Below are 24,331 nucleotides of genomic sequence, written 5' to 3' on the forward strand. Positions count from 1 at the left end.
TCGGGTGAGCCTTGGGTTCGCCTGCACGCGGAGGGTTGGTTCGGATGCAACAGATCCCAGGCCAGGCGACACTGGCGGTTCCGGGACGGGCGGGTGCGGCGCAGATGACGTCCTGGGGCGTGCTGGCCGCGATCAGCATGTGCCACATGATCAACGACGTGATGCAGTCGATGCTGGCCGCGATCTATCCGCTGCTGCAGATCGAGTTCTCGCTCAGCTATGCGCAGATCGGGGTGATGACGTTCGCCTTCCAGGTAACGGCATCGCTGTTGCAGCCGATGATCGGCATGGCGACGGACCGGCATCCGCAGCCGCGCTCTCTGCCGTTCGGGATGGCGTCGTCGCTGATGGGCGTGCTGCTGCTGGCGTCGGCCCATCGCTACGAGATGCTGCTGCTGGGGGCGATGCTGATCGGCATCGGCTCGGCGGTCTTTCATCCCGAAAGCTCGCGCGTGGCGCGGCTGGCCTCGGGCGGGCGGTTCGGGACGGCGCAGTCGATGTTCCAGCTGGGCGGGAATGGCGGACAAGCGCTGGGGCCGCTGCTGGCGGCCTTCATCGTGGTGCCGCTGGGACGCCCAGCCGTGGCGTGGTTCGCCGTTGCCGCGGCTCTGGGGGCGGCGATCCTGTGGCGCGTCGGCAGCTGGGCCGAGGTGCGCCGCCGCGCCAGCGCCGCAACCGACGACCGCCGCCTGCGCCTGCCGCGCGGCGTCGTGATCCGGGCCATCACGGTGCTGGCGGTGCTGGTCTTCACCAAGAACATCTACACCGCCTCGATGAGCAGCTATTTCACCTTCTTCACCATCGAACGGTTCGGCCTCTCCACGCAGGGCGCGCAGGTGATGCTGTTCCTGTTCCTGCTGGGCATGGCCGGCGGCGTGATGCTGGGCGGCGTGATCGGCGACCGCGTGGGGCCGCTGACGGTGATATGGGTGTCGATCCTGGGTGTGCTGCCCTTCACGCTGATGCTGCCGCATGTGGGGCTGGTGGCGACGGGGGTGCTGGCCGTTCTGATCGGGCTGATCCTCGCCTCGGCCTTTCCGGCCATTGTGGTATTTGCGCAGGAACTGGTGCCGGGGCGCACCGGCATGATCGCCGGGCTGTTCTTCGGCTTTTCCTTCGGCATGGGTGGCATCGCGGCCGCGGCGCTTGGGGTGCTGGCCGACGCGCGGGGGATCGAGACCGTGTTCCAGCTGTGTTCGGTCCTGCCGGTGCTGGGGCTGCTGACCATCCTGCTGCCACGCCGCGACCGCCTGACGGCGTAAGGCGTGTCGGCGCCCGTCGTATTCCACATCGGCCCCGACGGCCCGATGGACCGGGCGCTGGAGCGGCTCTTTCGCGCCAACGGCCATGCCACCGCCTGCCATGACGGCGGGCGGCTGGCGTCCGACATCCTCTATGCGATGGGGCGCAACGAGCGCCCGCTGGCGGACCGGCCCGAGGTGCGGCTCTTTACCGGGCTCTGGCGGTTTCGCCCGCACTGGCGTCCGCCGATCGAGGCTTGGCGCTGCGCCCGCTTCCTGCGCGACAGCGTGCCAGGCGCGCATTTCGTGCTGACCGTGCCGCAGCCGCAAGACTGGTCGCTGTGGCGCAGCGGCACGGATGCGATTCGCTGCCACGTTTTCGCGCAGGGCCTGCCCCCGGCGGCGTTGCCCGCGTTCTGGCAAGAGCAGCTGGCCCTTCATGTCGACCGGACGTTTGCGTTGTTCGACGGCGACCCGCGCCTGATCGTCGTCGATCCGGCCGACGATCCCGCCGATCTGGCGGCGCGGCTGGACCCGATCCTGCCGATGCGGACGCTGCCCTTCGACCGCTGGCCGGCTTTCCCCGCGTCCCCCGGGGTGATGCGATTGCTGGACCGTCCTGATTCGCCAGCAGCGCCGGATGGCTGGGCCGAGGATGTGACGCGCTTCTGCCTTGCGGGGCTGGACCCGGAGGCGCAGGGTGGCCCCGAGGGCCTGTCGGCCTTTGCCTGCCACTGGGACGGAAGCCGCGTGACTGACCGGCAGGGCCGGATGCGACAGTTCACGCAGGCAACGCCACCCGACGCGGTCCCGCTGGCGCTGGCGCGAAGAGATCGTCACTTCAAGCTGATCCGGGCCGAGGGCGTCGTGAACGACATCCTGCGTCTTGGCCGCAGCGATCCTGTCTGGATCGACATGGAGGATTCGCGCTGGTTCGGCAGCCCCGAGGGCGCGCCGCTGGATCGTCCGGTTCTGTGCCACAACCGGCGGGCGGGCGCGGTGAACGCCGTCCTCTGGCCCCTGCCGGACCAGCACAGCATCGGCCTGCCGGGCTTTGATCCCGATGCCGCGCCCGACCCCATCCCCTTCGAGGAGAAGGAGGACAGGCTGATCTGGCGCGGCATGATCTCGGGCTCCGAGATGCGGGCGAGGGGCAAGCCCGGTCCCGCCGCGCATGTCTGGCTGACCCGGCTGGCCGAGGCCTCGACCCCCGCCGATCGAGAGGCTGCGTGGCAGGGCCTGTGCCGCACCAACCGTCTGGCCTTCGTGCGGCGCTTCTTCGATCACCCGGACTTCGACCTGGGCGTGGTGATGGCCTGGGGCTGGCGGCACATGGCCGACGATCCCCTGCTGGCACCCTTCTGCACGCCGCGCGCATCGCCGGACATCCTTCGCCGCTTTCGCTACCAGTTGTGCCTGAGCGGCTATGACCACGGGTCGAACTTCATCGGGGCCATCGACAGCAATTCCGTCCTGCTGGCCGAGGAGGACGGCTGGCAGGTCTTCTATTCGGGCCGCTTCAAGCCCTGGCAGCATTTCATACCGGTGGCCCGCCATGCCGCTGACATCGAGGACAAGCTGGCCTGGGCCCGCGCCCATCCGTCCGAATGCAAGGCCATGTCCGCCGCTGCCCGGGTCGAGGCCGCGCATCTGCGCGACCCCGAGGCACGCGCCCACCTGCTGCGACTGATCCTCGACGGGCTGGCGGCGGCGCGCTAGAAGGCGGCCATGAATACGATCCGCATCCAGCCGCTGACCGCCGCCGCCTTCGCCCCCTTCGGCGACGTCTTGGAACCACGACCCGCGCCCGACCGCATGATCAACGCAGGCCGCTGCGAACGTCACCATGCCCTGGCGACCGTCCAGCGCGGCGGGGGCGAGGCGATCCTCTCGATCTTCCGCAGCGAAGCGGTCAGCCTGCCCTATCAGTGCGACCTGCTGGAACGGCATCCCTTGGGCAGCCAGGCCTTCATGCCGCTGGGGCCGGATGACTGGCTGTCGGTCGTGGCCCCGGACGAGGGCGGCCGCCCCGGTGCCCCGCTGGCCTTCCTGGTGCCCGCCGGCACCGGCGTGAACCTGCGGGCAGGCGTCTGGCACGGGGTCCTGACGCCCTTGGACCGCCCCGCCGACTTCCTGGTGATCGACCGGGAAGGCGACGGCGTGAATCTGGAAGAGGTGCGCATCGACCCGGTCAGGATCACCCGATGATCCCGGACTATACCTTCGAGGCCGCCGCCCTGAAGCGCGGCGCCAGCATTGTCGCCGGGGTCGACGAGGTGGGGCGCGGCCCGCTGGCCGGTCCGGTGACGGCGGCGGCGGTGATCCTCGACCCGCTGAACATCCCCGACGGGCTGAACGACAGCAAGCAGCTGACGGCCCCGCGACGCGAGGCGCTGGCCCACTGGCTGATGACGCATTGCGACTGGTCGGTGGCGCATGTGGGCGTGGACGAGATCGACCGGATCAACATCTATCACGCCAGCCACGCCGCGATGTGCCGCGCCATCGCCGGCCTGCGCCAGCGCCCCTGCCTGGTGCTGGTCGACGGCAACCGCGTGCCGGGCGACCTGTCCTGCCCCGGAGAGGCCATCGTCAAGGGCGACGCGCGCAGCGTGACCATCGCCGCGGCGTCCATCATCGCCAAGGTGTTGCGCGACCGCATCATGGTGGATTTGGCGCAACAGCACCCCGGATATGGCTGGGAAACCAATGCCGGATACCCGACGCCGGCCCACAGGCAGGCCCTGCTAGATCTGGGGATAACCCCACATCATAGACGCAGCTTCGCGCCGGTACACAATATCTTGTGTAAAGCCCCGTTGGCAAGTGCTTGATTCAAAAAAGAAATTGACGGCGATTCGGGTCTGAATCATCTTGGGGACATACCAGACCGGCAAAAGCCGGCTTTCCCCGAAGGCAGAGCACGATGAAGACCAAGGACCAGCGCGCGGATTCCGTGCGGCCATTACCACTGAACCAGATCCTGGGTGGCGACTGCATCGAGATCATGAGCGCCCTGCCGGCGGGCAGTGTCGACCTGATCTTCGCCGATCCGCCCTACAATCTGCAGCTGAAGGGTGACCTCCACCGGCCCGACAATTCCAAGGTCGACGCGGTGGACGATCATTGGGACCAGTTTTCCAGCTTTGCCATCTATGACGCCTTCACCCGCGACTGGTTGGCCGCCGCGCGCCGGCTGCTCAAGCCCAACGGGGCGATCTGGGTGATCGGCAGCTATCACAACATCTTTCGCGTGGGAGCAGAGCTGCAGAACCAGAACTTCTGGATCATGAACGACGTCATCTGGCGCAAGTCGAACCCGATGCCGAACTTTCGTGGCAAGCGCCTGACGAACGCGCATGAAACGCTGATTTGGGCGGCGAAATCCGAGACGTCGAAATACACCTTCAACTACGAGGCGCTGAAGTCGCTGAACGAAGGCACCCAGATGCGCAGCGACTGGGTCCTGCCCATCTGCAACGGCGGAGAGCGTCTGAAGGACGCGGCGGGCGAAAAGGCGCATCCGACGCAAAAGCCCGAAAGCCTGCTGCACCGCGTGATCGTGGGGACGACCAATCCTGGCGACGTGGTGCTGGACCCGTTCTTCGGCACCGGCACGACCGGCGCCGTCGCCAAGATGCTGGGCCGCGACTATATCGGGATCGAGCGCGAGGAGGCCTATCGCGAGGTCGCCACCCGTCGCCTGTCCCGCGTCCGCCGTTTTGACGCCGAAGCCATCGCCACCACCCGCGCCAAGCGCGCCGAGCCGCGCATCCCCTTCGGCCAGGTGATCGAGCGCGGCATGCTGCGGCCGGGCGAGGAGCTTTACTCCATCGGCAACCGCCACAAGGCCAAGGTCCGTGCCGACGGGTCGCTGATCGGCAATGACGTGAAGGGTTCGATCCATCAGGTCGGGGCGGCGCTGGAAGGTGCGCCCTCCTGCAACGGCTGGACCTACTGGCACTTCCGGCGCGAGGGCAAGATGATCCCGCTGGACATCCTGCGCCAGCAGATTCGCGCCGAAATCGAGGGCGAGGTCGCCCGCCCCAACTGATCCCCATCCGGTTCGCCAAGTTCCGCCCGCGTCCGCGCGGTGGAACCACCTTGCCCCGTCATGCCCCCGGCATGGCGGGGCCTTCTTATTGTCCCGCCCGGTCTTTTCGCCGCGACGGATCGGCATTATCCGTGGACGCCGGGCAAGGATGAAGGGGCGGGAATGGATGATCTGACGCAGGCGCTGGCCGATATCGTGGGGCCCGGCTACGTGCTGACCGGCACGGACGCCGCGCCATGGACCTGCGACTGGACGGGGCAGTATCGCGGCCAGCCGCTGGCCGTCGTGCGGCCGGACGGCCGAGCCCAGGTCGCCGCAGTGCTGCGCCTGGCGGTGACGCGCGGGCTGCCGGTGGTGCCGGTCTCGGGCAATACCGGACTGAACGGCGGCGCGATGGGCGAAAGCGCGATCATGCTGTCGCTGGACCGCATGCGGCGCATCCGAGAAATCAACGCCCGCGCCCGTACGGCCGTCGTCGAGGCAGGCGTCGTCGTCGCCGCGTTGGACGCGGCCGCCGAGGCCGAGGGGCTGACCTTTCCGCTGGCCTTCGGGGCCAGCGGACAGGCGATGATCGGCGGCGTGCTGTCGACCAACGCCGGCGGGGCGAATGTCCTGCGCTACGGCAACACACGCGACCTCTGCCTGGGGCTGGAGGTGGTGCTGGCGGATGGACGCGTGCTGGACCTGATGCAGGCGCTGCACAAGAACAACTCGGGCCTCGATCTGCGCGACCTGATGATCGGGGCCGAGGGGCAGCTGGGCATCATCACCGCGGCGGTCGTCAAGCTGCACCCCAGGCCGGTTCAACGTGTGACCGCCATGGTCGCGATGGGGGCGCTGGATCGCGCAACGGATCTGCTGAACGCGCTGCAGGATGCGTCGGGGAACGCCGTCGTCGCATTCGAGTTCATGCCCCGTGCCTTCATCGACGGGCATCTTGCCCTGCGCCCCGACGCCCGAGAGCCGTTCGAGGCGCCGCATCCTGTCAACCTTCTGGTCGAGTTGGCGGCCACCCGCCACGGCAACCTGTCCGAGGTCCTGGAAGAGGTGCTGGCCGCCCACCTGGACGATGGCACGGTCAGCGACGCGGTCATCGCCGCCAGCGAGGCGCAGCGGCGCGAGATGTGGTCACGGCGCGAGGCTGCGGCCGAAATCGCCTTCGCAAGGCGTCCAGTGCTGGACACCGACATCGCCCTGCCGCGCGACCGCGTCGTCGACTTCCTGCGCGACATCGAGCCGCGCCTGAGGGCGCTGGATGCCGGCTGCGACGTGCTGTCGGTGGCGCATCTGGGTGACGGCAATATCCACTATACCTGCTGGCCGTCGCGCGATGATGCCGGTTTGAAGGCCGCGCTGAGGGCCGAGATCGACGCGCTGGCGGTGGCGATGAACGGCACCTTCTCGGCCGAACACGGGGTGGGGCTGTCGAAGCTGGCCTCGATGTCGCGGCACAAGGACCCGGTGGCGCTGGACGTGATGCGGGCGATCAAGGCCGCGCTGGACCCGCAGAACATCCTGAACCCCGGCAAGACGATCCCGCGCTAGAGCGCGCTGCGGGGCATCGGCAGGGTGCCCCTGTTGTAGGCGCTCCAATCCCCGATCTCGGGGTAGAACTGGCGCCGCCAGGCGCGAACGCGGGGGTTCATCCGCCGCCGCCACAAGGGCGGGATCATTGCGACGAAGGTCATCGCCGGATAGCCGAGGGGCAGCTGCGGCGCCTCGTCCGGGGCATAGGTCTGCAACAGCGGGAAACGGCGGTCGGGCTTGAAGTGGTGGTCCGAATGACGCTGCAGGTTGATCAGCAGCCAGTTGGTCGCCCTGTGGCTGGCGTTCCAGCTGTGGCGCGGCCTGACAAGTTCATATCGGCCGTCGCCCAGGTGCTTGCGGGACAGCCCGTAATGTTCGACGTAGTTCGTCAGCTCCAGCTGCCAGACGGCGATGAACGCCTGAAAGACGAAGAGGCCCATGCCCTGCCAGCCCCCCAGGACCAGCGCCAGCGCCAGCATCGCCCCCTGAAGGGCCGCGTAGCGCCAGAAGGGGTTGCGCCTGTCCCCAAAGCTGCGCCCCGCGCGGGCCAGAAACCGCTTTTCAGCGATCCAGGCGCTGCGGGGACCGTCGCGCAGCACGCGGACGAAGAAGCTGTAGAACCCTTCGTTGTAGCGGGCCGATACCGCGTCGCGCGGGGTCGCGACCCAGGAATGGTGGACCAGCAGATGCTCGGTCCGGAAATGGGAATAAAGCACGCTGGCCAGCAGCAGGTCGCCCAGCCAGCGTTCGTGCACCGTCTTCTGGTGCAGAAGTTCATGCGCATAGACGATGCCGATGCTGCCCGACAGGACGCCGATGCCGAAGAAGAGGCCCAGCTTCTCCCACCCCGACAGGTGACCGGTCGCCTGCACGTACCAGATGGACCCGAAGATCGCGGCGAATTGCAGCGGAAACCAGACAACGGTGATGGCGCGGTGCCAGAAGAGGTCGGCGCCGGCGTCGGGGTCGGCGTTCATGCCGTTCTTGCCCAGGATGCCGTCCAGCGCGGAGGTCAGGTACCAGGCATAGGCCGGGATCAGCATCCACCACGCGCCGCCCTGCCAGGCCGCCAACGCGACCAGCGGCAGAAGCGCCGCCGACAGCCAGAAGGGCGCCGCGGCCGGAACGGCAGAGAAGGGCGAGTCGCTCATGCCCTCGATGCTACGCGGCAAGCTCTGCCTGCGCCATATCCCAGACCTTGCGCATCAGGCCTGGCAGGCCGTTCCGGTCGATCCGGTCCAGGGGCACCAGCTCTCCCCGCAAGGGATTGCCGGTCAGATTGCCCAGCATCACCTGCAGGTTCAGCGTGAAGTGGGTGAAGACATGGCGCACCTGGCCGATCGGCCGCCAGTCCGCCGGGCCGGGGGGCGGCAGGTCGCGCCCGTCCCACCGGGCCGAGGGGAAGGCCCGCGTGCCGCCCAGCAGGCCCTTGTCGGGGCGATGCTCCAGCAGCAGGGCGTCGCCATGGCGGGCGAGCCAGACCACGCCCTCGCGTTCGGGCTTGGGCGCCTTGGCGGCCTTGCGCGGCAGGTCCGCAGCGATGCCCTTCTGCCGCGCCGCGCAGGGGGTCATCAACGGGCAGATCGCGCAGGCGGGCTTGCGAGGCGTGCAGATCGTCGCGCCCAGGTCCATCATCGCCTGCGCGAAATCGCCGGGCCGGGCGGGCGGCGTCAGTGTGTCCGCCAGCGCGACAAGTTCCGGCTTGCTGCGGGGCAGGGGCGTTTCCACAGCGAAAAGCCGCGACACGACGCGTTCCACGTTACCGTCGACGACCGTTTCCGTCCGGTCGAAGGCGATGGCGGCAATGGCGGCCGAGGTATAGGGCCCGATGCCGGGCAGGGCGGCCAGCCCGGCGCGCGTGTCGGGAAAGCCGCCACGCTGCGCGACCGCACGGGCGCAGGTTAAAAGGTTGCGCGCCCGGGCATAGTAGCCAAGCCCCGCCCATTCTGCCATGACCGTTGCATCGTCCGCCGCCGCCAAGGCCTGCACCGTCGGCCACAGCGCGGTGAATCGCAGGAAATATGCCTTCACGGCGGCGACGGTGGTCTGTTGCAGCATCACCTCGGACAGCCAGACGCGATAGGGGTCGGCAGGCGCGCCGCCGGGGGGCATGCGCCAAGGCAGGTCGCGGGCATGGCGGTCATACCAGGCCAGAAGGTCGGAAGCGATCACCTTGCTGTCACGCAATTATGTGGCCTTTGTCGAATTGGCGCGCTTTCATCCCGAGGGGCGGCTGGCTAAGGATAGGGTGTGTTAACAGATCAGGCGCAGATGGCCCAGACACCCCAAGCCCCCCGCAAGGCGACCCGACGCCGCAGCCGCGGCTTCCGGGCGGCGGCATCGCTGCTGGCCGACCGGGTGCAGAAGGCGGCCGAGGGTCGGGGCTTCGCCGTCGCGCGCCTGCTGACCCACTGGCCCGAGATTGCGGGCGCGCAGCTGGCCGCCGTTACCCGTCCCGTTCGCATCAGCCACAGCCGCGGCGGCTTTGGTGCGACGCTGACGCTGCTGACCACCGGCCCGATGGCGCCGATGGTCGAGATGCAGCTGCCGCGACTGCGGGAACGCGTCAACGCCTGCTATGGCTATAACGCCGTGCAACGGATCACCTTGACCCAGACCGCCGCCAGCGGCTTCGCCGAGGGGCAGGCGCACTTCACCCAGGTTCCGCCCGCGCCCAAGGCCCCCGACCCTGCGCTGGTCGCCCAGGCCGAGGGCGTGGCCCGGCAGTTCACCGACCCCACCCTGGCCGAGGCGATGGCCCGGCTGGCGATGAACGTCGCCAGCCGCCGGCCCCGCCAAGGCTGACCCCATTCCCAGACCCGCTGAAAGGATCCATTCGATGTTTCTCCGCTCTGTCGCGACCGCCCTTGCGATGACCCTGGCCGTGCCGGCCCTGGCGCAGGAAGCCACGCCCGAAATCCTGCCCGACATCGCGATGGGCGCCGAGGACGCGCCGCTGACCGTCGTCGAATACGCCAGCTTCACCTGCGGGCATTGCGCGAACTTCCACAACGACGTGTTCCCCCGGATGAAGTCGGAATACATCGACACCGGCAAGGTCCGCTTCGTGCAGCGCGACATCTATTTCGACCAGGTGGGCCTCTGGGCCGGGATCCTGGCGCGCTGCGGTGGCGACGACAAGTACTATGCCGTCTCGGACATGCTGTTCGAGGAGCAGGGCGAGTGGCTCTCGGGCGGTTCGGGCGACGAAATCGCGGCGAACCTGCGCAAGATCGGCCTCAAGGCCGGCATGACCGAGGATCAGATGACCGCCTGCTGGGACGACACCGCCAAGGTCGAACAGCTGATCGCCACCTTCCAGCAGAACGCCACCGCCGATGAGGTCGAGGCCACGCCCACCTTCATCATCGGCGGCGAAAAGGTGCAGAACCAGGCCTGGGACAGCATGAAAGAGATCATCGACACCAAGCTCGTCGAAGCGGCCCCGGCCGAGTGACCAAAGGCCTGCCCGGCGTCTGACGCCGGGCACCCGCTGCGGGCGATTGATTTTTATTGATCCACGCCCCAGACTTCGCGCGCGGCAGAACGCCGCTTGGAAGGGACAGGGTGACATGATTCAGGAATTCAAGACCTTCATTGCCCGTGGCAACGTGATCGATCTCGCCGTCGGCATCATCATCGGCGCGGCCTTCACGGCCATCGTGAACTCTCTGGTCGTCGACTTGATCAACCCGATCCTGGGGTTGCTGACCGGCGGGATCGACTTCACCGACAAGTATCTCGCGCTGTCCGGCAACGTGCCCGAAGGGGCCAGCCTGGCCGCCGCGCGCGATTCGGGCGCGGCCATCTTCGCCTATGGCTCGTTTCTGATGGCGGTGCTGAACTTCCTGATCGTGGCCTGGGCCGTCTTCCTGCTGGTCAAGGTCGTGAACCGCCTTCAGCGGGCGGCGATGCGCCAGGAAGCGGCCAAGGAGGCCGTCGCCCCCACCGGCCCCACCCAGGAAGAGCTGCTGGCCCAGATCCGGGACCTGCTGGCCGATCGCGCCAACGCGGCGTGACCGGCCGCGGCGGTCACAGCGCCAGCAGCGCCTCGGGCGTGATCGCCTGCAACTTCAGCGCCTCGCCCACCGGGGGCGAGGTCAACTGACCCTCATGGACCGAAAGGCCCGCGCGCAGGTGCGGGTCGTCGGTGACGGCCTGCCGCCAGCCCTTGTCGGCCAGCGCCATCAGGTGCGGCATGGTTGCGTTTCCCAAGGCCTGGGTCGAGGTGCGGGCGACTGCTCCCGGCATGTTCGCCACGCAGTAATGCACGACACCGTCGACCTCGTAGATCGGGTCCTGGTGCGTGGTCGCCTTCGACGTCTCGAAGCATCCGCCCTGGTCGATGGCCACGTCCACCAGGACCGATCCCTGCGGCATGGTCGACAGCTGCGCGCGGCTGACCAGCTTGGGCGCGGCGGCGCCGGGGATCAGCACCGCGCCAATCACCATGTCGGCGGTCTGGATCAGTTCGGCCGTGGCGGCGGCGCTGGCGAATTGGGTGGTCAGCTTGCCCATGAAGATGTCGTCAAGATAGGACAGCCGCGGGACCGAGCGGTCCATCACCGTGACGTTCGCGCCCATGCCCACGGCGACCCGTGCTGCCGCCGCGCCCACGACGCCGCCGCCGATGATGACCACGTTCGCGGGCCTGACGCCCGGCACGCCGCCCATCAGGACGCCGCGCCCGCCATTGGCCTTCTGCAGCGCCCACGACCCCACTTGCGGGGCCAGTCGGCCCGCCACCTCGGACATCGGCGCCAGCAGGGGCAGGCCGCCGCGCGCATCGGTCACGGTCTCATAGGCGATGGCGGTGACGCCGCTCTCCAGCAGGTCGCGGGTCTGGTCGGGGTCGGGCGCCAGGTGCAGATAGGTAAACAGCAACTGGCCCTTGCGCAGCATCTTGCGCTCGGCGGCCTGAGGTTCCTTGACCTTGATGATCAGCTCGGCCTCGTTGAATACAGATCCGGCATCGGGCGCGATGCGGGCGCCGGCGGCGGTGTAATCCTCGTCCGTGAAGCCCGCCCCCAGGCCGGCGCCCGACTGCACCAGCACCTGGTGGCCGCGACCGACGGCCTCGGCCGCGGCGGCGGGCGTCAGGCCGACGCGGAATTCCTGCGGTTTGATCTCTGTTGGACATCCGATCTTCATGGGTTCTCTCCTTTGCTGTTTTCCCCATCCTGCCAGCGAAAGGCCGCAATGTGCTGCGAAGCTGCGGCCCAGATAGAGAGAAGCGGCGACGATCCTGCTGGAAAAAGCCTCGATCTTCGCACAAGTTGTCGCCATGGCCGACCTTGACGCAATAGACCGCCGAATCCTTGCCCTTCTCCAGGCCGAGGGGCGAATCAGCAATGCCGAACTGGCGGTGCGCGTGCACCTGTCGCCGTCGGCCTGTCACCGGCGCGTGCAGCGGCTGGAGGAAACCGGCGTCATCTCGGGTTACGTCGCGCTGTTGGACGCCCGTGCGCTGCGCCGCCAGACCACAGTCTTCGTCGAGATCACCCTGTCAGGGCAGGCCGACGAGGTGCTGGATGCGTTCGAACGTGGTGTGCGCACCATACCCGACGTGCTGGAATGCCACCTGATGGCGGGCACGGCCGACTATCTGCTGAAGATCGTGGTCGAGGATACCGACGATTTCGCCCGCATCCACCGCCAGCACCTGTCGCGCCTGCCGGGTGTCGCGCAGATGCACTCCAGTTTCGCACTGCGGACCGTGTTCCGCACCACAGCCATCCCCGTCCAGAATTGAAAACCCCCGCGACGCGGGGTCGCGGGGGTTTTCGGATGACACAAGATCGCGTCGTCTTACAGCGCGCCTTCGCGCTGTGCCTTTTTACGGGCCAGCTTGCGGGCGCGGCGAACGGCCTCGGCCTTTTCACGGGCTTTCTTGACCGACGGCTTCTCGAAATGCTGCTTGAGCTTCATTTCGCGGAAGACACCTTCGCGCTGAAGTTTCTTCTTCAGAGCGCGGAGCGCCTGTTCGACGTTGTTGTCGCGAACATTGACCTGCATGTGGTTGTCACCACCTTCCTAGGTTAGAGTTGCAAGATTGCAGGAAGCGTCCCCCTAACAAAGCCGGGCGCGTTTGTCCAGATGAGGTGTGCCATGACCCAGACCGACCGCGACGCGCTGCTGGATGCCGCGCTGATCCACGTCCCGTTCGAGGGGATGAACGACCACGCGCTGGCCGCCGGCGCACGGGACATGGGCATTTCGCCGTCGCTGGTGCGGGTGCATTTCCCGCAGGGCGGTGCCGGCCTGGCTGCCGCCTATCACCGCAACGCCGACCAAGCCCTGCGCGTCTGGCTGGCCGAGACGCCGCCAGAGGGGCGCTTTCGCGACCGCGTCGCCGAGGCCGTCTGGCGGCGGCTGGAACTGGTCGACCCCGAACTGGTCCGCGCGGGTGCCGCGACGCTGGCCCTGCCGCAGAACGCGGCGACCGCCTCCCGGCTGGTCTGGGAAACGGCTGACGTGATCTGGACAGCGCTTGGCGACCGGTCGCAGGACGTGAACTGGTATTCCAAACGGGCGATCCTGTCGGCCGTCATCTCGGCCACCGTGCTGTTCTGGCTGGGCGACGAATCAGAGGGCAAGACCGAGACCCGCGCCTTCATCGACCGCCGGATCGACGGCGTGATGAACTTCGAGTCCGCCAAGTCGCGGTTGCGCAAGCTGCCCGGCGCAGACACGCTGGCCCGCGCCGCCTTCGGCTGGATCCGCGCCCCGCGCGAGCGCGCCCTGCCCGGCAAGACCCGTTAAGGAGAGACGATGTTCCCCGACCAGATGACCGCCGTCGAGATCGCCGCCCCCGGAGACGCCGACCAGCTGCGCCCGACGACCCGGCCCGTGCCGGTCCCCTGCCACGACCAGATCCTGATCAAGATCGCCTATGCCGGGGTGAACCGGCCGGACGTACTGCAGCGCGCCGGCAGCTATGCGCCGCCGCCCGGCGCCTCGGACCTGCCGGGGCTGGAAGCTTCGGGAGAGATCGTGGGCATGGGCGCCGGCGTCACGCGCTGGAAAAAGGGCGAACAGGTCTGCGCCCTGTTGCCCGGTGGTGGCTATGCCGAATACGCCGTCTGCCACGCCGACCACGCCTTGCGCATCCCCAAGGGCATGACCCTGCGCGAAGGCGCCTGCCTGCCGGAAACCGCCTTCACCGTCTGGTCGAACGTCGTCCAGCGCGGCGGGCTGACAGGGGGGGAGCGCTTCCTGGTCCATGGCGGCACGTCCGGCATCGGCATGATGGCGATCCAGATCGCACGTGCCCTTGGCGCCCGGGTCTTCGCCACCGCCGGCAGCGACAAAAAATGCGCGGCGATCGGGGCGCTTGGCGCGACGGCGATCAACTACAGGACGCAGGATTTCACGAAGGTCCTGGCCGAGGCCGGCGGCGCGAACCTGATCCTGGACATGGTCGGCGGCAGCTATATCCCGCGCAACATCAAGTCGCTGGCGCTGGACGGCCGCCTGGTGATGATCGCCTTCCTCGAGGGTCCGAAGGTCGAGCTGAACTTTGCCCAAGTCATGGTCAACCGGCTGACGATCACCGGCTCGACCCTTCGCCCGCAGTCCGACGTCGCCAAGGCGGAGATTGCCGATGCGATCCGCAAGCAGCTTTGGCCGATGGTCGCGGCCGGGTCCGTCGGCGTCACCATCGACAGCGAGTTTGCCCTGGCAGAGGCCGCAGCCGCACACCGGCGGATGGAAAGCAGCGGTCACATCGGCAAGATCGTTCTGAAGGTCGCCGGGGACTGAGGCGGGAGCCGGTGCCTGTGGCTGGCATCGGCAAGGCAGCCACACGTCGCGATGGCGTATCCTGTGGCCGTCGCCGGCATCCCCGCCCCTCACCACATCGCAAGCCGACGACCCCACAAGCACCTTTCGGGCCAAGGCGGCGCCAGGCCGCAAGTCGGTTCAGCGCACCTGTTCCATCAGCACGCGCGGCTGGCTGCAGTCCTGCCGGACATCGGGCGCGCAGTCGCGGGGCTGCAGGTCGCGCGTCAGGCAGATCCGCACCTCGGTCAAGGCGCCGTCGCGGCAGGTGACCGTCAAGCCGTCGGGCCCAAGGTCGGGATTGGCTTCCAGAAAGGCTTCCTCGACCACCGAAGGGGGCAGCGTGATGTCGCGGTCAAGGTCGTCGAAAACCCGCGGGATCGTCAACGGCCCAAGCGCCGCGCGCGTGGCGGCGTAGTAGCTCGTGGCCGACAGCCCGGTGCAGCGGCCGTGCTTTTGCCATTGATACCAGGCCAGGCCACCCGATCCCATGATGTCGGCCATTTCCGCGCTGTCGCGGCGGGACGGATCACGCTCGGACGTGGAGCACCGTTCCGGCCAGCCGCGTTCGTATTGCGGCCAGAGCCCGTGGACGGTGAAGTCGCGCCCACTTCCGTCACGGCATTCGGGCGCGTCGCGCCCGTCGCCGGTGCTTTTGCACCAACTGGGCTGCCAGCTGAGGGCCAGGACGTAATAGTCGAACTGCCCGGCGACGTCGCGGGCCGCCAGCGGCAGCGGTGACAGCAGAAGGGCAAAGGCGGTGATCAGGTTGCGCATGCAGCCACTCTATCGACGCGCGGTGATGTTGGCAGCCGCCAATCGTGCGAATCCTCTTTTCCCCGGCCCCCTGAAACGCTATATGACGCGGCAATTCCCCCCGAAAACGAGGAATGGCACCCGCCAAAGCCGTTTTTCCGGCCCAAGCTTCCTATGTTCGGGACAGACACGCGAAGGAGACTGACATGAGCAAGCCGCTGATGGCCAAGGCCACCGCCGTCTGGCTGGTCGACAACACTACGCTCAGCTTCAAGCAGATCGGCGATTTCTGCGGCCTGCACGAGCTTGAGGTGCAGGGCATCGCCGACGGAGATGTCGCGGCCGGTGTGAAGGGTTTCGACCCCGTCGCCTCGAACCAGCTGGACGCCGAGGAGATCAAGCGCGCCGAGGCAAGCCCTGCCTATAAGCTGCGCCTGAAGCACAACCCGGCGTCCGAAGGCGAGGAAAAGCGCCGCGGGCCGCGCTATACGCCGCTGTCCAAGCGCCAGGATCGTCCGGCCGCCATCCTGTGGCTAGTCAAGTTCCACCCGGAGCTGGCGGACGCGCAGATCGCCAAGCTGGTCGGCACCACGAAGCCGACCATCGCTTCCATCCGAGAGCGGACGCACTGGAACATCCAGAACATCCAGCCGATCGACCCGGTCGCCCTGGGCCTCTGCCGCCAGACCGAGCTTGATGCCGCCGTCCAGAAGGCCGCCAAGAAGCGCGCGGCCGAGGGCGGGGTGATGACCGACGACGAACGCCGCAAGCTGGTCAGCACCGAAACGTCGCTGTCGATGTCCGAGGAGCCGCGGCTGCCGACCTCGATCGCGGGCCTCGAGAACTTCAGCCTGACCCGCGAAGAGCCGAAGAACGAGCCGGCGCGCGACGCCGACAGCTTCTTCAACCTGCCGGCCAATGACGAGGACGATGACGAGGACGAAGACGGCCGCCGCTGAGGGCGCGACGCTTCCGACGAAAAAGGGCCGGTGCGGATCAACCGCACCGGCCCTTCGTCATTTGCGGACCCGATCAGGTGCGGCCGCGCACCATCCGGACCAGCCAGATCAGGATGCAGGCGCCGATCACAGCGATGATCAACTGGCCGATGACGCTGCCTTCGGCGCTGCTGCCCAGCACGAGGTCGAAGAGGAAGTTACCGATCAGGGCGCCGATGATGCCGACGATGATGTTCATCAGCAGGCCCATATCGGACTTCATGATCTTCTCGGCGATCCAACCGGCAATCGCGCCAAGTATGATCGCAAGAATCCAGCCGATACCTTCCATGACATGTCCCTTTCAAGCCTTGGCCGCCCCCGTGGCGGCCATTCGTGGGATCAATGCGCAGCGCGGGCAAAGCGTTCCCGCGCCGTACATATCATGTTGCTGCTGTTGAAAAACGGTCACACGGTCAGGCAGATGTATTTCATTTCAAGGTAGTCCTCGATCCCGTGGTGGCTGCCCTCGCGCCCCAGGCCCGACTGCTTGACGCCGCCGAAGGGCGCCACCTCGGTCGAGATCAGGCCGGTGTTCACGCCGACGATTCCGTATTCCAGCGCCTCTTGGACCCGGGTGATGCGGCCGATGTCGCGGGCATAGAAATAGGAGGCGAGGCCGAAGATCGTGTCGTTGGCCTTGCGGACGACCTCCTCCTCGGTCTCGAACCGGAAAAGCGGCGCGAGCGGGCCGAAGGTCTCCTCGGTCGAAACCTTCATGGCGTCGGTCACCCCGGTGACGACGGTCGGCTGGAAGAACAGCCCCTCGATCCTGTCGCCGCCGGTCACGACAGCGCCGCCGCCGTCCAGCACGTCACGGATATGCTCCTGCACCTTCTCGACCGCGCTTTCGTTGATCAGGGGACCGGTTGTCGTCCCCTCCTGCAGCCCGTCGCCCACGTTCAGCTTGTCGACGGCCGCCGCCAGCTTTCGGGCGAAGGCGTCATAGACGCCCGACTGTACATAGATCCGGTTGGCGCAGACGCAGGTCTGGCCGTTGTTGCGGAACTTAGACGCCATTGCGCCTTCCACCGCGGCATCCAGATCGGCGTCGTCGAAGACGATGAAGGGGGCGTTGCCGCCCAGCTCCATGCTGCATTTCATGACCTGGTCGGCGGCCTGGCGCAGCAGGATGCGCCCCACCTCGGTCGAGCCGGTGAAGGTCAGCTTGCGAACCTTGGGGTTCTCGCAGAACTCCTTCCCGACATCGCTGGAGCGTGATGAGGTCACGACAGACAGGATGCCCCTGGGCAGGCCCGCACGTTCGCCCAGGACCGCCATGGCCAGCGCCGACAGCGGCGTTTCGGCCGCCGGGCGGGCGACGAAGCCGCAGCCCACGGCCAGGGCGGGCCCGGCCTTGCGTGCGATCATCGCGTTCGGGAAGTTCCAGGGCGTGATGCTGCCGACGACGCCGATCGGCTGGCGGATCACCGTCAGCCGCTTATCGGCGGCATGGCCGGGAATCGTCTCGCCGTAGACGCGCTTGGCTTCCTCGCCGAACCATTCGATGAAGCTGGCGCCATATGCGACCTCTCCCTTGGCTTCGGCCAGCGGCTTGCCCTGTTCGGCGGTCATGATGATGCCCAGGTCGTCCTGGTTCTGCATCATCAGGTCGTACCACTTGCGCATCACCTGTGCGCGTTCCTTGGCGGGGCGGGCGGCCCAGTCCTTCATCGCCTCGTGCGCGGCGTCGATGGCGCGGGCGACCTCGGGGCGGCCAAGGTCCGCCACCCGTGCGATGACGTCGCCGCGGGCGGGGTTCGTCACCTCGAACGTGGCGCCGTCGTCGGCATCGACCCACTCGCCCGCCAGAAAGGCGCGAGATTCCAGCAGCGACGGGTCGCGGAGCAGGGTGTTGAGGTCGGTAGGGTGCTTGGTCATGGCGTCCTCGGGGGCAATGGGATCGGGGCAGATGAGCATGCGCCCCGGTGCTTGTCAAAGCGCCCCCGGTAGCCGTGCAGATCCTTCCGATGACCGGAACGTGAAAGAAAGTTTTTCCGGGTACGCAACCTTGGGGTGGGTCGCGCGTTTTGCCTGCAATCGCTAAGCTGTCCCTCTTGGCGATCTCTCGGGGGCGGTGCGCTGGTCGCGCCGCCCTTCGGCCTGTCCGAAGGCGGCCTTCCAGCACGGTTGCAGATCACCGGGAGACGGCAATGCCGCGTAGACACCGCGCGCCACGGCCCGTGCCAGCACTGTCGCAGCGGCATGGCCCAGGCCGAACGCATCCGCCACCGGATCGGTCAGAGGGCGTGCGCCGGTGGACAGGGCAAAGATCAGGTCCCCATCCAGCGGCGTGTGGCTGGGCACCAGCGACCGCGCCAGCCCGTCATGGGCGACGATGGCCATGCGCTGCAGCGCGGCCTTGTCGAGGGCCGCATCCGTCGCAACGATGGCGATGGTCGTGGCCTCTCCCAGCCGCTTGGAGGCGAGGGGCTCCTCGGCTGCGGGAAAAGCTGTCGGCAGGCCAAGACCGCCGAATTCTGCGTCCAGTTCCCACGGTGCGGCCCAGAAATGCGGACCGTCGCCCACCGTCGCCTGTCCAAGCGCATTGACCACGACCAGCGCACCGACCGTGGCGCCGTTCGCCAGCACGGCCGACGCTGACCCGAGTCCGCCCTTCAGCGACCCCGTCAGCGCGCCGAGGCCCGCGCCGGCACTGCCGATGGCGAAGTGCTCGGCCGCCGCGGCCACCGCCGCCTTGCCAAGCGCGGGGTAGGGGTTGGTCCGCCAGACCTTGTCGCCGCCGTTCAGCAGGTCGAAGACGATGGCGCCGGGCACGATGGGCACCCGTGCCGGACCAACGGCGAAGCCACGCCCCGCCGCGTGAAGCGCCGCCATGACGCCGTCGCAGGCCGCAAGGCCAAAGGCCGACCCGCCCGACACCACCAGCGCATCGACGGCGGCGACCAGCTTGTCGGGAGCCAGCAGGTCCGTTTCCCGTGTGCCGGGGGCACCGCCCATGACATGAACCGCCGCCGCGAAGGGTCGGTCGCCCGTCAGCATGGTGACGCCGGACCGCAGGACGGAGTCATGGGCGTTGCCGACCCGCAGCCCCGCCACGTCGGTGATCAGGTTCAGCGGCCCCTGTCTCATCCCGTCGCCTTCTGCGCGGCCTCTCGGGTCTGGGTCAGCGTGGCGCCGGGGGTCAGCGCCTCTGGGTCCAGCCGCAGTTCGATCACCGACAGCCGGCCCGACAAGCGGGCGCGTTCAAAGGCGGGGGCGAAGTCCTCGTCCCCCTCGACCAGTTCGCCGTGGCCGCCATAGGCGCGGACCAGCGCCGTGAAATCGGGGTTGAAGAGGTCGGTCCCCGACACCCGCCCCGGGAAGTGGCGTTCCTGGTGCATGCGGATGGTGCCGTAGCGGCCGTTGTTGCAGACCAGCACGATGGGCGTCGCGCCGTATTGCGCGGCGGTCGACAGCTCGTTCACCGTCATCTGGATGCAGCCGTCGCCCGCCAGGCAGACCACCGTGCGGTCCGGATGCGCCAGGCTGGCCGAGATCGCCGAGGGCAGGCCGTATCCCATCGACCCAGAGGTCGGCGCCAGCTGCGTCCCGTACTGCCGCCAGCGGAAATAGCGGTGCAGGAACGCGGCATAGTTGCCGGCGCCATTGGTGACGATGGCATCGTCGGGCAGGTTCCGGGCCAGCCAATCGACGACCTGTTCCAGGCGCACGCTGCCGGGGGTCGGACGGGGCACCTGCCAATCCTGATAGTTGGCGCGCAGCCGAGCGCGCCATTCCCCCCACGCTCCCGGCTGCGGGGCCGTGTCGGCCAGCGCCGCCACGACGGCGCGGGGATCGGCCGCCAGCCCCGGATCGGCCCGCCAGAGGGTGCCCAGTTCATCGGGGTCCGGATGGACATGGATCACGCGCGCATGGGGCCGCACCGGGTCCATCAGCGCGTATCCTGCGGTCAACGTGTCGCCAAGCCGCGACCCCAGCGACAGGATCACGTCCGCCTCGCGCAGCGCGGCCCCCAGGGCTGGGTTCATCCCGATGCCCAGGTCGCCGACGTAATGCGGCAGCCTGTTGTCCATGTGGTCCTGGCGGCGAAAGGGCACCGCCACGGGCAGGTCCCAGGCCTGCGCAAAGCGTGCCAGGTCATCGGCCGCCCGCTGCGACCAGAGGCTGCCGCCGGCCACGACCAGAGGCCGCCCGGCCCCCCGCAGCGCGTCAACGATAGCCGTCGCGGCGCCCGGTCCGACCTCCGCCAGCGGCGGGCGCGCGGCGGGAAGGTCGGCGATGTCGGCGCGGCCGGACAGCATGTCCTCGGGCAGGGCCAGCACCACGGGTCCGGGCCGCCCCGAGGTGGCGACGTGGAAGGCGCGGGCGACATATTCGGCGATGCGGTCGGTGGCGTCGATCTGCGCCACCCACTTGGCCAGCGGGGCGAACATCGCGCGATAGTCGACCTCCTGAAAGGCTTCGCGGTCGGTATCGCCGCGGGCGATCTGGCCCACGAACAGGATCATCGGCGTCGAATCCTGGCGCGCGACGTGGACGCCTGCGCTGGCATTGGTGGCGCCGGGGCCGCGGGTGACGAAGCAGATGCCGGGCCGGCCGGTCAGCTTGCCCGCGGCCTCGGCCATCAGGGCGGCGCCCCCTTCGTGGCGGCAGACGATGTTGGCGATGCCGCTGTCATAGAGCCCGTCCAGCGCCGCCAAAAAGCTTTCGCCGGGGACCGAGAAGACCCGCGTGACCCCGTTCGTGCGCAGTGCCTGGATCAGGATCTGTCCGCCATGCCGCATCTCTTATCCTTTCGTGAATTCGATCTGGCGCACGCGGACATGCCGCAGCGCCTCGACCATGAAGGCCGTCATCAGGCCAAAGTACAACAGCCCGTTCGCAGCCGCCATGCCGCCCAAGATGCGCCAGTTCTGTGGCATCAGCACGTCGCCATAACCAAGCGTGGTGAAGGTGACCAAGGTGAAGTACATAGCCTCCTCGAAGCTGGCGAAGACGCCCAGCAGGTGGAATGTCGCTGCCCAGAGCCAGACCGACGCCGTCAGCATCGCCAGAACCGCGATGCTGGACGCGACCACCAGCAGGATCAGCTTGGGCCGGTGCGGCGCGCGCATCAGCCATGGCGCGCAACGCGCGAAGACAGTCTCCAGCGCCCAGACAGCCATGCCGGCCACCAGAACGCTGACCACCATCAGCACCGATCCGAACGCGATCTGCCCCAGCATTCCTGCCCCTCCTGCCACAGACGTAGCCCAGGCCCCTGCCGCCGCGCAACGCACCTGCGGCGTGACCATCCGTGGCAGGCCGTGCCTGCAATGTCGGCCGTCGCGCAGGTTTCACGCGTCACATCACGCCCAGCCTTTACAGACCCCATCGGCATGCCTATCTAGCGCCGTCATGGCCAAGGACGACGACAGCAAGAACTACAAGGTGATCGCCGAGAACCGGCGCGCCAGGTTCGACTATTTCATCGAGAGCGATCTCGAGGTGGGCATCATGCTGACCGGGTCCGAGGTGAAGTCCCTTCGCACCGGCCAATCGAACATCGCCGAAAGCTATGCCTCGGTCGAGGGCGGAGAGCTCTGGCTGATCAACGGCTATATCGCGGCCCTGGCCCGCGCCGGCGTCTTCGGCCACGAGGAGCGCCGCCGCCGCAAGCTTCTGGTGAACAAGCGCGAGCTGTCGCGGCTGTGGCAGGCGACCGCGCGAGAAGGGATGACCCTGATCCCGCTGGTGATGTATTTCAACCACCGCGGCATCGTGAAGCTGAAGATCGGCGTCGCCAAGGGCAAGAAGAACCACGACAAGCGCGAAACCAGCGCCAAGCGCGACTGGAACCGCCAGAAACAGCGCCTGCTGAAGCAGGGTTAGCGCCCGCACGCCATTGCAGCCTTGCGCCCGCGCCTGTAGATCGGGGCGGCACAGGCAAGGGGGGCGCAATGGACGATCCGAAGACTCTGGTCTCGACCGACTGGCTGGCGGCGCATCTGAACGATCCCGACCTGCGCATCCTGGACGCCAGCTGGCACATGCCGGCCACCGGCCGCGACGCCCGCGCGGAATACGATGCCGCCCATATTCCCGGCGCGCGCTTCTTCGACATCGACGCGATCAGCGACAAGCGCAGCGCCCTGCCGCACATGGCCCCGCCGGTCGAGATGTTCATCAGCCGCATGCGCGCGATGGGCGTCGGCGACGGGCACCAGGTGGTCATCTATGACAATTCGGACGTGCGCAGCGCCTTTCGCGTCTGGTGGCTGTTCCGCCTGATGGGCAAGACCGACGTGGCCGTGCTGGATGGCGGCCTGCCCAAGTGGCAGGCCGAGGGCCGCCCGGTCGAGGACATGCCCGCCGTCATGCGCGACCGCCACATCACCGTCCAGCGCCAGGCCGCGCTGGTGCGCGACGTCACCCAGGTCGCCGCCGCCAGCAAGCTGGCCGATCACGAGATCATCGACGCCCGCGCGCCCGCGCGCTTCCGCGGAGAGGTCGATGAGCCTCGACCCGGCCTGCGTGCCGGTCACATCCCCCGCGCGAAGAACCTGCCCTTCGGGCGGCTCTTCAACGCCGACGGCACGATGATCACACCGGACGCGATCCGCGCCGCCTTCGAGGATGCCGACGTTGACCTGTCGAAACCCGCCATTACCACCTGCGGCAGCGGCGTGACAGCCGCCGTCCTGTTTCACGCGCTGGAACGGATCGGCCACCGCAACCACTCGCTCTATGACGGAAGCTGGACCGAATGGGGCAGCTTTCCCGACCTGAATATCGCAACCGGAGACGCCTGATGCTGTCCAACCTGCAACCGCAAGCCCCCGACAAGATCCTGATGCTGATCGAGGAGTTCAAGGCCGACACCCGCCAGGGCAAGATCGACCTGGGCGTGGGCGTCTACAAGGACCCGCAGGGTGTGACCCCGGTGATGCGCGCGGTGAAGGCGGCCGAGCAGCGGATCTGGGAGACGCAGACGACGAAGGCCTATACCGGCCTTGCGGGCGAGGCCGACTATCGCAACGCGATGGCGCAGATGGTTCTGGCCGACGTGCCGGCGGACCGCCTGGCCTCGGTCGCCTCGGTCGGCGGCACCGGCGCGATCCGGCAGGCGCTGGAGCTGGCGCGGCTGGCGAACCCTGATGTGCGCGTGTTCGTGTCGGACCCGACCTGGCCGAACCACTTGTCGATCATGAAGTTCATGGGCCTGCCCTTCACTGAATACCGGTATTTCGACAGCGAAACCCGCGGCGTCGATTTCGACGGCATGAAGGCTGACATCGCGCAGGCGGGCCGCGGCGACATCGTCCTGCTGCACGGCTGCTGCCACAATCCGACCGGCGCCAACCTGACGCTGGACCAGTGGTCCGAGGTGGTCGCGATCTTTGAAAAATCCGGCGCGATCCCGCTGATCGACCTGGCCTACCAGGGCTTCGGCGACGGTCTGGACGCCGATGCCGAAGCCACGCGCCTTGTGGCGCGCAGCCTGCCCGAGGTCCTGATCGCCGCCTCCTGCTCCAAGAATTTCGGCATCTACCGCGAACGCACCGGCATCCTGATGGCGCTGGCGGAAAACTCCGCCGCGCGCGATCTGGCGCAGGGGTCGATGGCATACCTCAACCGCCAGAACTTCTCGTTCCCGCCGGACCATGGCGCGCGCGTCGTCAGCACCATCCTGACTGATAGCGCGCTGCGCGCCGATTGGGCGGCCGAGCTTGAGGAGGTCCGCAACACCATGCTGGGCCTGCGTGACCAGCTGGCGTCCGAGCTGCGCGACCTGTCGGGCAGCGACCGCTTCGACTTCATCGCCCGGCACCGCGGCATGTTCTCGCGCCTCGGCGCGACGCCCGAACAGGTGCAAAAGCTGAAAACCGACGCGGCGATCTACATGGTTGGCGACTCGCGCCTGAACATCGCCGGCCTGAACCGCGACACCGTTCCGGTGCTGGCCCGAGCGATCATCGACGCCGGCATCTGAGACATCGGCCACGCGGCGGGGCCACGCCTCGCCGCCTGCG

Annotated in this window: 26 protein-coding genes; 16 read left to right on the top strand and 10 right to left on the bottom strand. The window is 68.0% G+C overall.

Going from position 1 to position 24,331, the window contains the following annotated elements:
* The first annotated feature begins 44 nt into the window (after positions 1-44).
* The 6 genes from OC159_RS05300 to OC159_RS05325 all read left to right on the top strand — a co-directional run bounded on the left by OC159_RS05300 (position 45) and on the right by OC159_RS05325 (position 6,840).
* Positions 45-1,262 (top strand): MFS transporter, encoded by a 1,218-nt coding sequence (locus OC159_RS05300; protein WP_322626712.1) that lies wholly within the window; start codon positions 45-47, stop codon positions 1,260-1,262.
* 3 nt (positions 1,263-1,265) lie between these two features.
* Complete coding sequence (locus OC159_RS05305; protein ID WP_265500112.1) at positions 1,266-2,960, top strand: glycosyl transferase family 90; 1,695 nt, start codon at positions 1,266-1,268, stop codon at positions 2,958-2,960.
* Positions 2,961-2,969: 9 nt separating this feature from the next.
* Positions 2,970-3,449 carry an ureidoglycolate lyase gene (locus tag OC159_RS05310; RefSeq protein ID WP_265500113.1) on the top strand — a complete coding sequence of 160 codons (480 nt, stop codon included), beginning with the start codon at positions 2,970-2,972 and terminating at the stop codon, positions 3,447-3,449.
* Positions 3,446-4,075, top strand: coding sequence for a ribonuclease HII (locus tag OC159_RS05315; RefSeq protein WP_265500114.1), 630 nt, complete (start codon positions 3,446-3,448; stop codon positions 4,073-4,075). Before OC159_RS05310 ends, OC159_RS05315 begins: the two co-directional genes overlap by 4 nt.
* Before the next feature lie 92 nt (positions 4,076-4,167).
* Positions 4,168-5,295, top strand: coding sequence for a site-specific DNA-methyltransferase (locus tag OC159_RS05320; RefSeq protein ID WP_265500115.1), 1,128 nt, complete (start codon positions 4,168-4,170; stop codon positions 5,293-5,295).
* Positions 5,296-5,457: 162 nt separating this feature from the next.
* The gene (locus tag OC159_RS05325) at positions 5,458-6,840 is read left to right on the top strand and encodes an FAD-binding oxidoreductase (protein ID WP_265500116.1); all 1,383 of its coding nucleotides are present in this window, start codon (positions 5,458-5,460) and stop codon (positions 6,838-6,840) included.
* Here the strand turns inward: OC159_RS05325 and OC159_RS05330 are convergent.
* Together OC159_RS05330 and OC159_RS05335 are read right to left on the bottom strand one after the other, a co-directional pair.
* Positions 6,837-7,973 carry an alkane 1-monooxygenase gene (locus tag OC159_RS05330; RefSeq protein WP_265500117.1) on the bottom strand — a complete coding sequence of 379 codons (1,137 nt, stop codon included), beginning with the start codon at positions 7,971-7,973 and terminating at the stop codon, positions 6,837-6,839. The genes OC159_RS05325 and OC159_RS05330 overlap by 4 nt on opposite strands.
* Before the next feature lie 10 nt (positions 7,974-7,983).
* Positions 7,984-9,009, bottom strand: coding sequence for an A/G-specific adenine glycosylase (locus OC159_RS05335; RefSeq protein ID WP_407674054.1), 1,026 nt, complete (start codon positions 9,007-9,009; stop codon positions 7,984-7,986).
* An 84-nt stretch (positions 9,010-9,093) separates the two neighbouring features.
* On the opposite strand from OC159_RS05335, the gene OC159_RS05340 reads away from it, so the two are divergent.
* The 3 genes from OC159_RS05340 to mscL all read left to right on the top strand — a co-directional run bounded on the left by OC159_RS05340 (position 9,094) and on the right by mscL (position 10,841).
* Positions 9,094-9,627: a DUF721 domain-containing protein gene (locus tag OC159_RS05340; RefSeq protein WP_265500118.1), complete on the top strand. Its 534-nt coding sequence runs from the start codon at positions 9,094-9,096 to the stop codon at positions 9,625-9,627.
* 34 nt (positions 9,628-9,661) lie between these two features.
* Positions 9,662-10,279: a DsbA family protein gene (locus OC159_RS05345; protein ID WP_265500119.1), complete on the top strand. Its 618-nt coding sequence runs from the start codon at positions 9,662-9,664 to the stop codon at positions 10,277-10,279.
* Positions 10,280-10,394: 115 nt separating this feature from the next.
* Entirely contained in the window at positions 10,395-10,841 is a 447-nt protein-coding gene (gene mscL / locus OC159_RS05350) for a large conductance mechanosensitive channel protein MscL (RefSeq protein ID WP_265500120.1), read from the top strand.
* Between the two features lie 13 nt (positions 10,842-10,854).
* Here the strand turns inward: mscL and ald are convergent, their stop codons facing one another.
* Entirely contained in the window at positions 10,855-11,973 is a 1,119-nt protein-coding gene (gene ald, locus OC159_RS05355; RefSeq protein ID WP_265500121.1) for an alanine dehydrogenase, read from the bottom strand.
* A gap of 133 nt (positions 11,974-12,106) precedes the next feature.
* On the opposite strand from ald, the gene OC159_RS05360 reads away from it, so the two are divergent.
* The gene (locus tag OC159_RS05360; protein ID WP_265500122.1) at positions 12,107-12,574 is read left to right on the top strand and encodes an Lrp/AsnC family transcriptional regulator; all 468 of its coding nucleotides are present in this window, start codon (positions 12,107-12,109) and stop codon (positions 12,572-12,574) included.
* Between the two features lie 56 nt (positions 12,575-12,630).
* Here OC159_RS05360 and rpsU read toward each other — a convergent pair whose 3' ends face one another.
* Positions 12,631-12,837 (bottom strand): 30S ribosomal protein S21, encoded by a 207-nt coding sequence (gene rpsU, locus OC159_RS05365; protein ID WP_081994671.1) that lies wholly within the window; start codon positions 12,835-12,837, stop codon positions 12,631-12,633.
* 93 nt (positions 12,838-12,930) lie between these two features.
* On the opposite strand from rpsU, the gene OC159_RS05370 reads away from it, so the two are divergent.
* Together OC159_RS05370 and OC159_RS05375 are read left to right on the top strand one after the other, a co-directional pair.
* A complete protein-coding gene (locus OC159_RS05370; RefSeq protein WP_265500123.1) occupies positions 12,931-13,584 on the top strand; it encodes a COQ9 family protein in 654 nt (217 codons plus the stop codon).
* Positions 13,585-13,593: 9 nt separating this feature from the next.
* On the top strand, positions 13,594-14,583 hold the full coding sequence (locus OC159_RS05375; protein ID WP_265500124.1) for an NAD(P)H-quinone oxidoreductase: 990 nt from the start codon (positions 13,594-13,596) through the stop codon (positions 14,581-14,583).
* Positions 14,584-14,742: 159 nt separating this feature from the next.
* On the opposite strand, the gene OC159_RS05380 is transcribed toward OC159_RS05375, so the two are convergent.
* Positions 14,743-15,378 carry a ribonuclease T2 gene (locus tag OC159_RS05380; protein ID WP_265500125.1) on the bottom strand — a complete coding sequence of 212 codons (636 nt, stop codon included), beginning with the start codon at positions 15,376-15,378 and terminating at the stop codon, positions 14,743-14,745.
* 185 nt (positions 15,379-15,563) lie between these two features.
* Here OC159_RS05380 and OC159_RS05385 point away from each other — a divergent pair, with 185 nt between their 5' ends.
* Positions 15,564-16,316: a DUF1013 domain-containing protein gene (locus OC159_RS05385; protein ID WP_265500126.1), complete on the top strand. Its 753-nt coding sequence runs from the start codon at positions 15,564-15,566 to the stop codon at positions 16,314-16,316.
* Positions 16,317-16,389: 73 nt separating this feature from the next.
* Here OC159_RS05385 and OC159_RS05390 read toward each other — a convergent pair whose 3' ends face one another.
* From OC159_RS05390 to OC159_RS05410, 5 genes are all read right to left on the bottom strand, one after another.
* Positions 16,390-16,647, bottom strand: coding sequence for a GlsB/YeaQ/YmgE family stress response membrane protein (locus OC159_RS05390; RefSeq protein ID WP_265500127.1), 258 nt, complete (start codon positions 16,645-16,647; stop codon positions 16,390-16,392).
* A gap of 116 nt (positions 16,648-16,763) precedes the next feature.
* Positions 16,764-18,236: an NAD-dependent succinate-semialdehyde dehydrogenase gene (locus OC159_RS05395; RefSeq protein WP_265500225.1), complete on the bottom strand. Its 1,473-nt coding sequence runs from the start codon at positions 18,234-18,236 to the stop codon at positions 16,764-16,766.
* Positions 18,237-18,398: 162 nt separating this feature from the next.
* A complete protein-coding gene (locus OC159_RS05400; RefSeq protein ID WP_265500128.1) occupies positions 18,399-19,448 on the bottom strand; it encodes a P1 family peptidase in 1,050 nt (349 codons plus the stop codon).
* The gene (locus tag OC159_RS05405; protein ID WP_265500129.1) at positions 19,445-21,103 is read right to left on the bottom strand and encodes a thiamine pyrophosphate-binding protein; all 1,659 of its coding nucleotides are present in this window, start codon (positions 21,101-21,103) and stop codon (positions 19,445-19,447) included. Before OC159_RS05405 ends, OC159_RS05400 begins: the two co-directional genes overlap by 4 nt.
* Before the next feature lie 3 nt (positions 21,104-21,106).
* Positions 21,107-21,544: a potassium channel family protein gene (locus OC159_RS05410; RefSeq protein ID WP_265500130.1), complete on the bottom strand. Its 438-nt coding sequence runs from the start codon at positions 21,542-21,544 to the stop codon at positions 21,107-21,109.
* Between the two features lie 172 nt (positions 21,545-21,716).
* Here OC159_RS05410 and smpB point away from each other — a divergent pair, with 172 nt between their 5' ends.
* From smpB to OC159_RS05425, 3 genes are all read left to right on the top strand, one after another.
* On the top strand, positions 21,717-22,190 hold the full coding sequence (gene smpB, locus OC159_RS05415) for an SsrA-binding protein SmpB (protein WP_090745737.1): 474 nt from the start codon (positions 21,717-21,719) through the stop codon (positions 22,188-22,190).
* Positions 22,191-22,258: 68 nt separating this feature from the next.
* A complete protein-coding gene (gene sseA, locus OC159_RS05420) occupies positions 22,259-23,110 on the top strand; it encodes a 3-mercaptopyruvate sulfurtransferase (protein ID WP_265500131.1) in 852 nt (283 codons plus the stop codon).
* A complete protein-coding gene (locus tag OC159_RS05425) occupies positions 23,110-24,291 on the top strand; it encodes an amino acid aminotransferase (protein ID WP_265500132.1) in 1,182 nt (393 codons plus the stop codon). The genes sseA and OC159_RS05425 overlap by 1 nt, the downstream gene beginning before the upstream one ends.
* Positions 24,292-24,331 lie beyond the last annotated feature (40 nt).

This window comes from Paracoccus beibuensis (assembly GCF_026162625.1).
In the GTDB taxonomy this organism is placed as follows: domain Bacteria; phylum Pseudomonadota; class Alphaproteobacteria; order Rhodobacterales; family Rhodobacteraceae; genus Paracoccus; species Paracoccus beibuensis.

Coding starts and splice junctions, on each gene's coding strand:
- OC159_RS05325 (WP_265500116.1), top strand. CDS start 5,458: ATGGATGATCTGACGCAGGCGCTGGCCGATATCGTGGGGCCCGGCTAC.
- OC159_RS05410 (WP_265500130.1), bottom strand. CDS start 21,544: ATGCTGGGGCAGATCGCGTTCGGATCGGTGCTGATGGTGGTCAGCGTT.
- OC159_RS05320 (WP_265500115.1), top strand. CDS start 4,168: ATGAAGACCAAGGACCAGCGCGCGGATTCCGTGCGGCCATTACCACTG.
- OC159_RS05385 (WP_265500126.1), top strand. CDS start 15,564: ATGAGCAAGCCGCTGATGGCCAAGGCCACCGCCGTCTGGCTGGTCGAC.
- OC159_RS05425 (WP_265500132.1), top strand. CDS start 23,110: ATGCTGTCCAACCTGCAACCGCAAGCCCCCGACAAGATCCTGATGCTG.
- OC159_RS05380 (WP_265500125.1), bottom strand. CDS start 15,378: ATGCGCAACCTGATCACCGCCTTTGCCCTTCTGCTGTCACCGCTGCCG.
- OC159_RS05340 (WP_265500118.1), top strand. CDS start 9,094: ATGGCCCAGACACCCCAAGCCCCCCGCAAGGCGACCCGACGCCGCAGC.
- OC159_RS05330 (WP_265500117.1), bottom strand. CDS start 7,973: ATGAGCGACTCGCCCTTCTCTGCCGTTCCGGCCGCGGCGCCCTTCTGG.
- OC159_RS05405 (WP_265500129.1), bottom strand. CDS start 21,103: ATGCGGCATGGCGGACAGATCCTGATCCAGGCACTGCGCACGAACGGG.
- ald (WP_265500121.1), bottom strand. CDS start 11,973: ATGAAGATCGGATGTCCAACAGAGATCAAACCGCAGGAATTCCGCGTC.
- OC159_RS05315 (WP_265500114.1), top strand. CDS start 3,446: ATGATCCCGGACTATACCTTCGAGGCCGCCGCCCTGAAGCGCGGCGCC.
- smpB (WP_090745737.1), top strand. CDS start 21,717: ATGGCCAAGGACGACGACAGCAAGAACTACAAGGTGATCGCCGAGAAC.
- mscL (WP_265500120.1), top strand. CDS start 10,395: ATGATTCAGGAATTCAAGACCTTCATTGCCCGTGGCAACGTGATCGAT.
- OC159_RS05345 (WP_265500119.1), top strand. CDS start 9,662: ATGTTTCTCCGCTCTGTCGCGACCGCCCTTGCGATGACCCTGGCCGTG.
- rpsU (WP_081994671.1), bottom strand. CDS start 12,837: ATGCAGGTCAATGTTCGCGACAACAACGTCGAACAGGCGCTCCGCGCT.
- OC159_RS05310 (WP_265500113.1), top strand. CDS start 2,970: ATGAATACGATCCGCATCCAGCCGCTGACCGCCGCCGCCTTCGCCCCC.
- OC159_RS05360 (WP_265500122.1), top strand. CDS start 12,107: ATGGCCGACCTTGACGCAATAGACCGCCGAATCCTTGCCCTTCTCCAG.
- sseA (WP_265500131.1), top strand. CDS start 22,259: ATGGACGATCCGAAGACTCTGGTCTCGACCGACTGGCTGGCGGCGCAT.
- OC159_RS05390 (WP_265500127.1), bottom strand. CDS start 16,647: ATGGAAGGTATCGGCTGGATTCTTGCGATCATACTTGGCGCGATTGCC.
- OC159_RS05375 (WP_265500124.1), top strand. CDS start 13,594: ATGTTCCCCGACCAGATGACCGCCGTCGAGATCGCCGCCCCCGGAGAC.
- OC159_RS05370 (WP_265500123.1), top strand. CDS start 12,931: ATGACCCAGACCGACCGCGACGCGCTGCTGGATGCCGCGCTGATCCAC.
- OC159_RS05400 (WP_265500128.1), bottom strand. CDS start 19,448: ATGAGACAGGGGCCGCTGAACCTGATCACCGACGTGGCGGGGCTGCGG.
- OC159_RS05300 (WP_322626712.1), top strand. CDS start 45: ATGCAACAGATCCCAGGCCAGGCGACACTGGCGGTTCCGGGACGGGCG.
- OC159_RS05395 (WP_265500225.1), bottom strand. CDS start 18,236: ATGACCAAGCACCCTACCGACCTCAACACCCTGCTCCGCGACCCGTCG.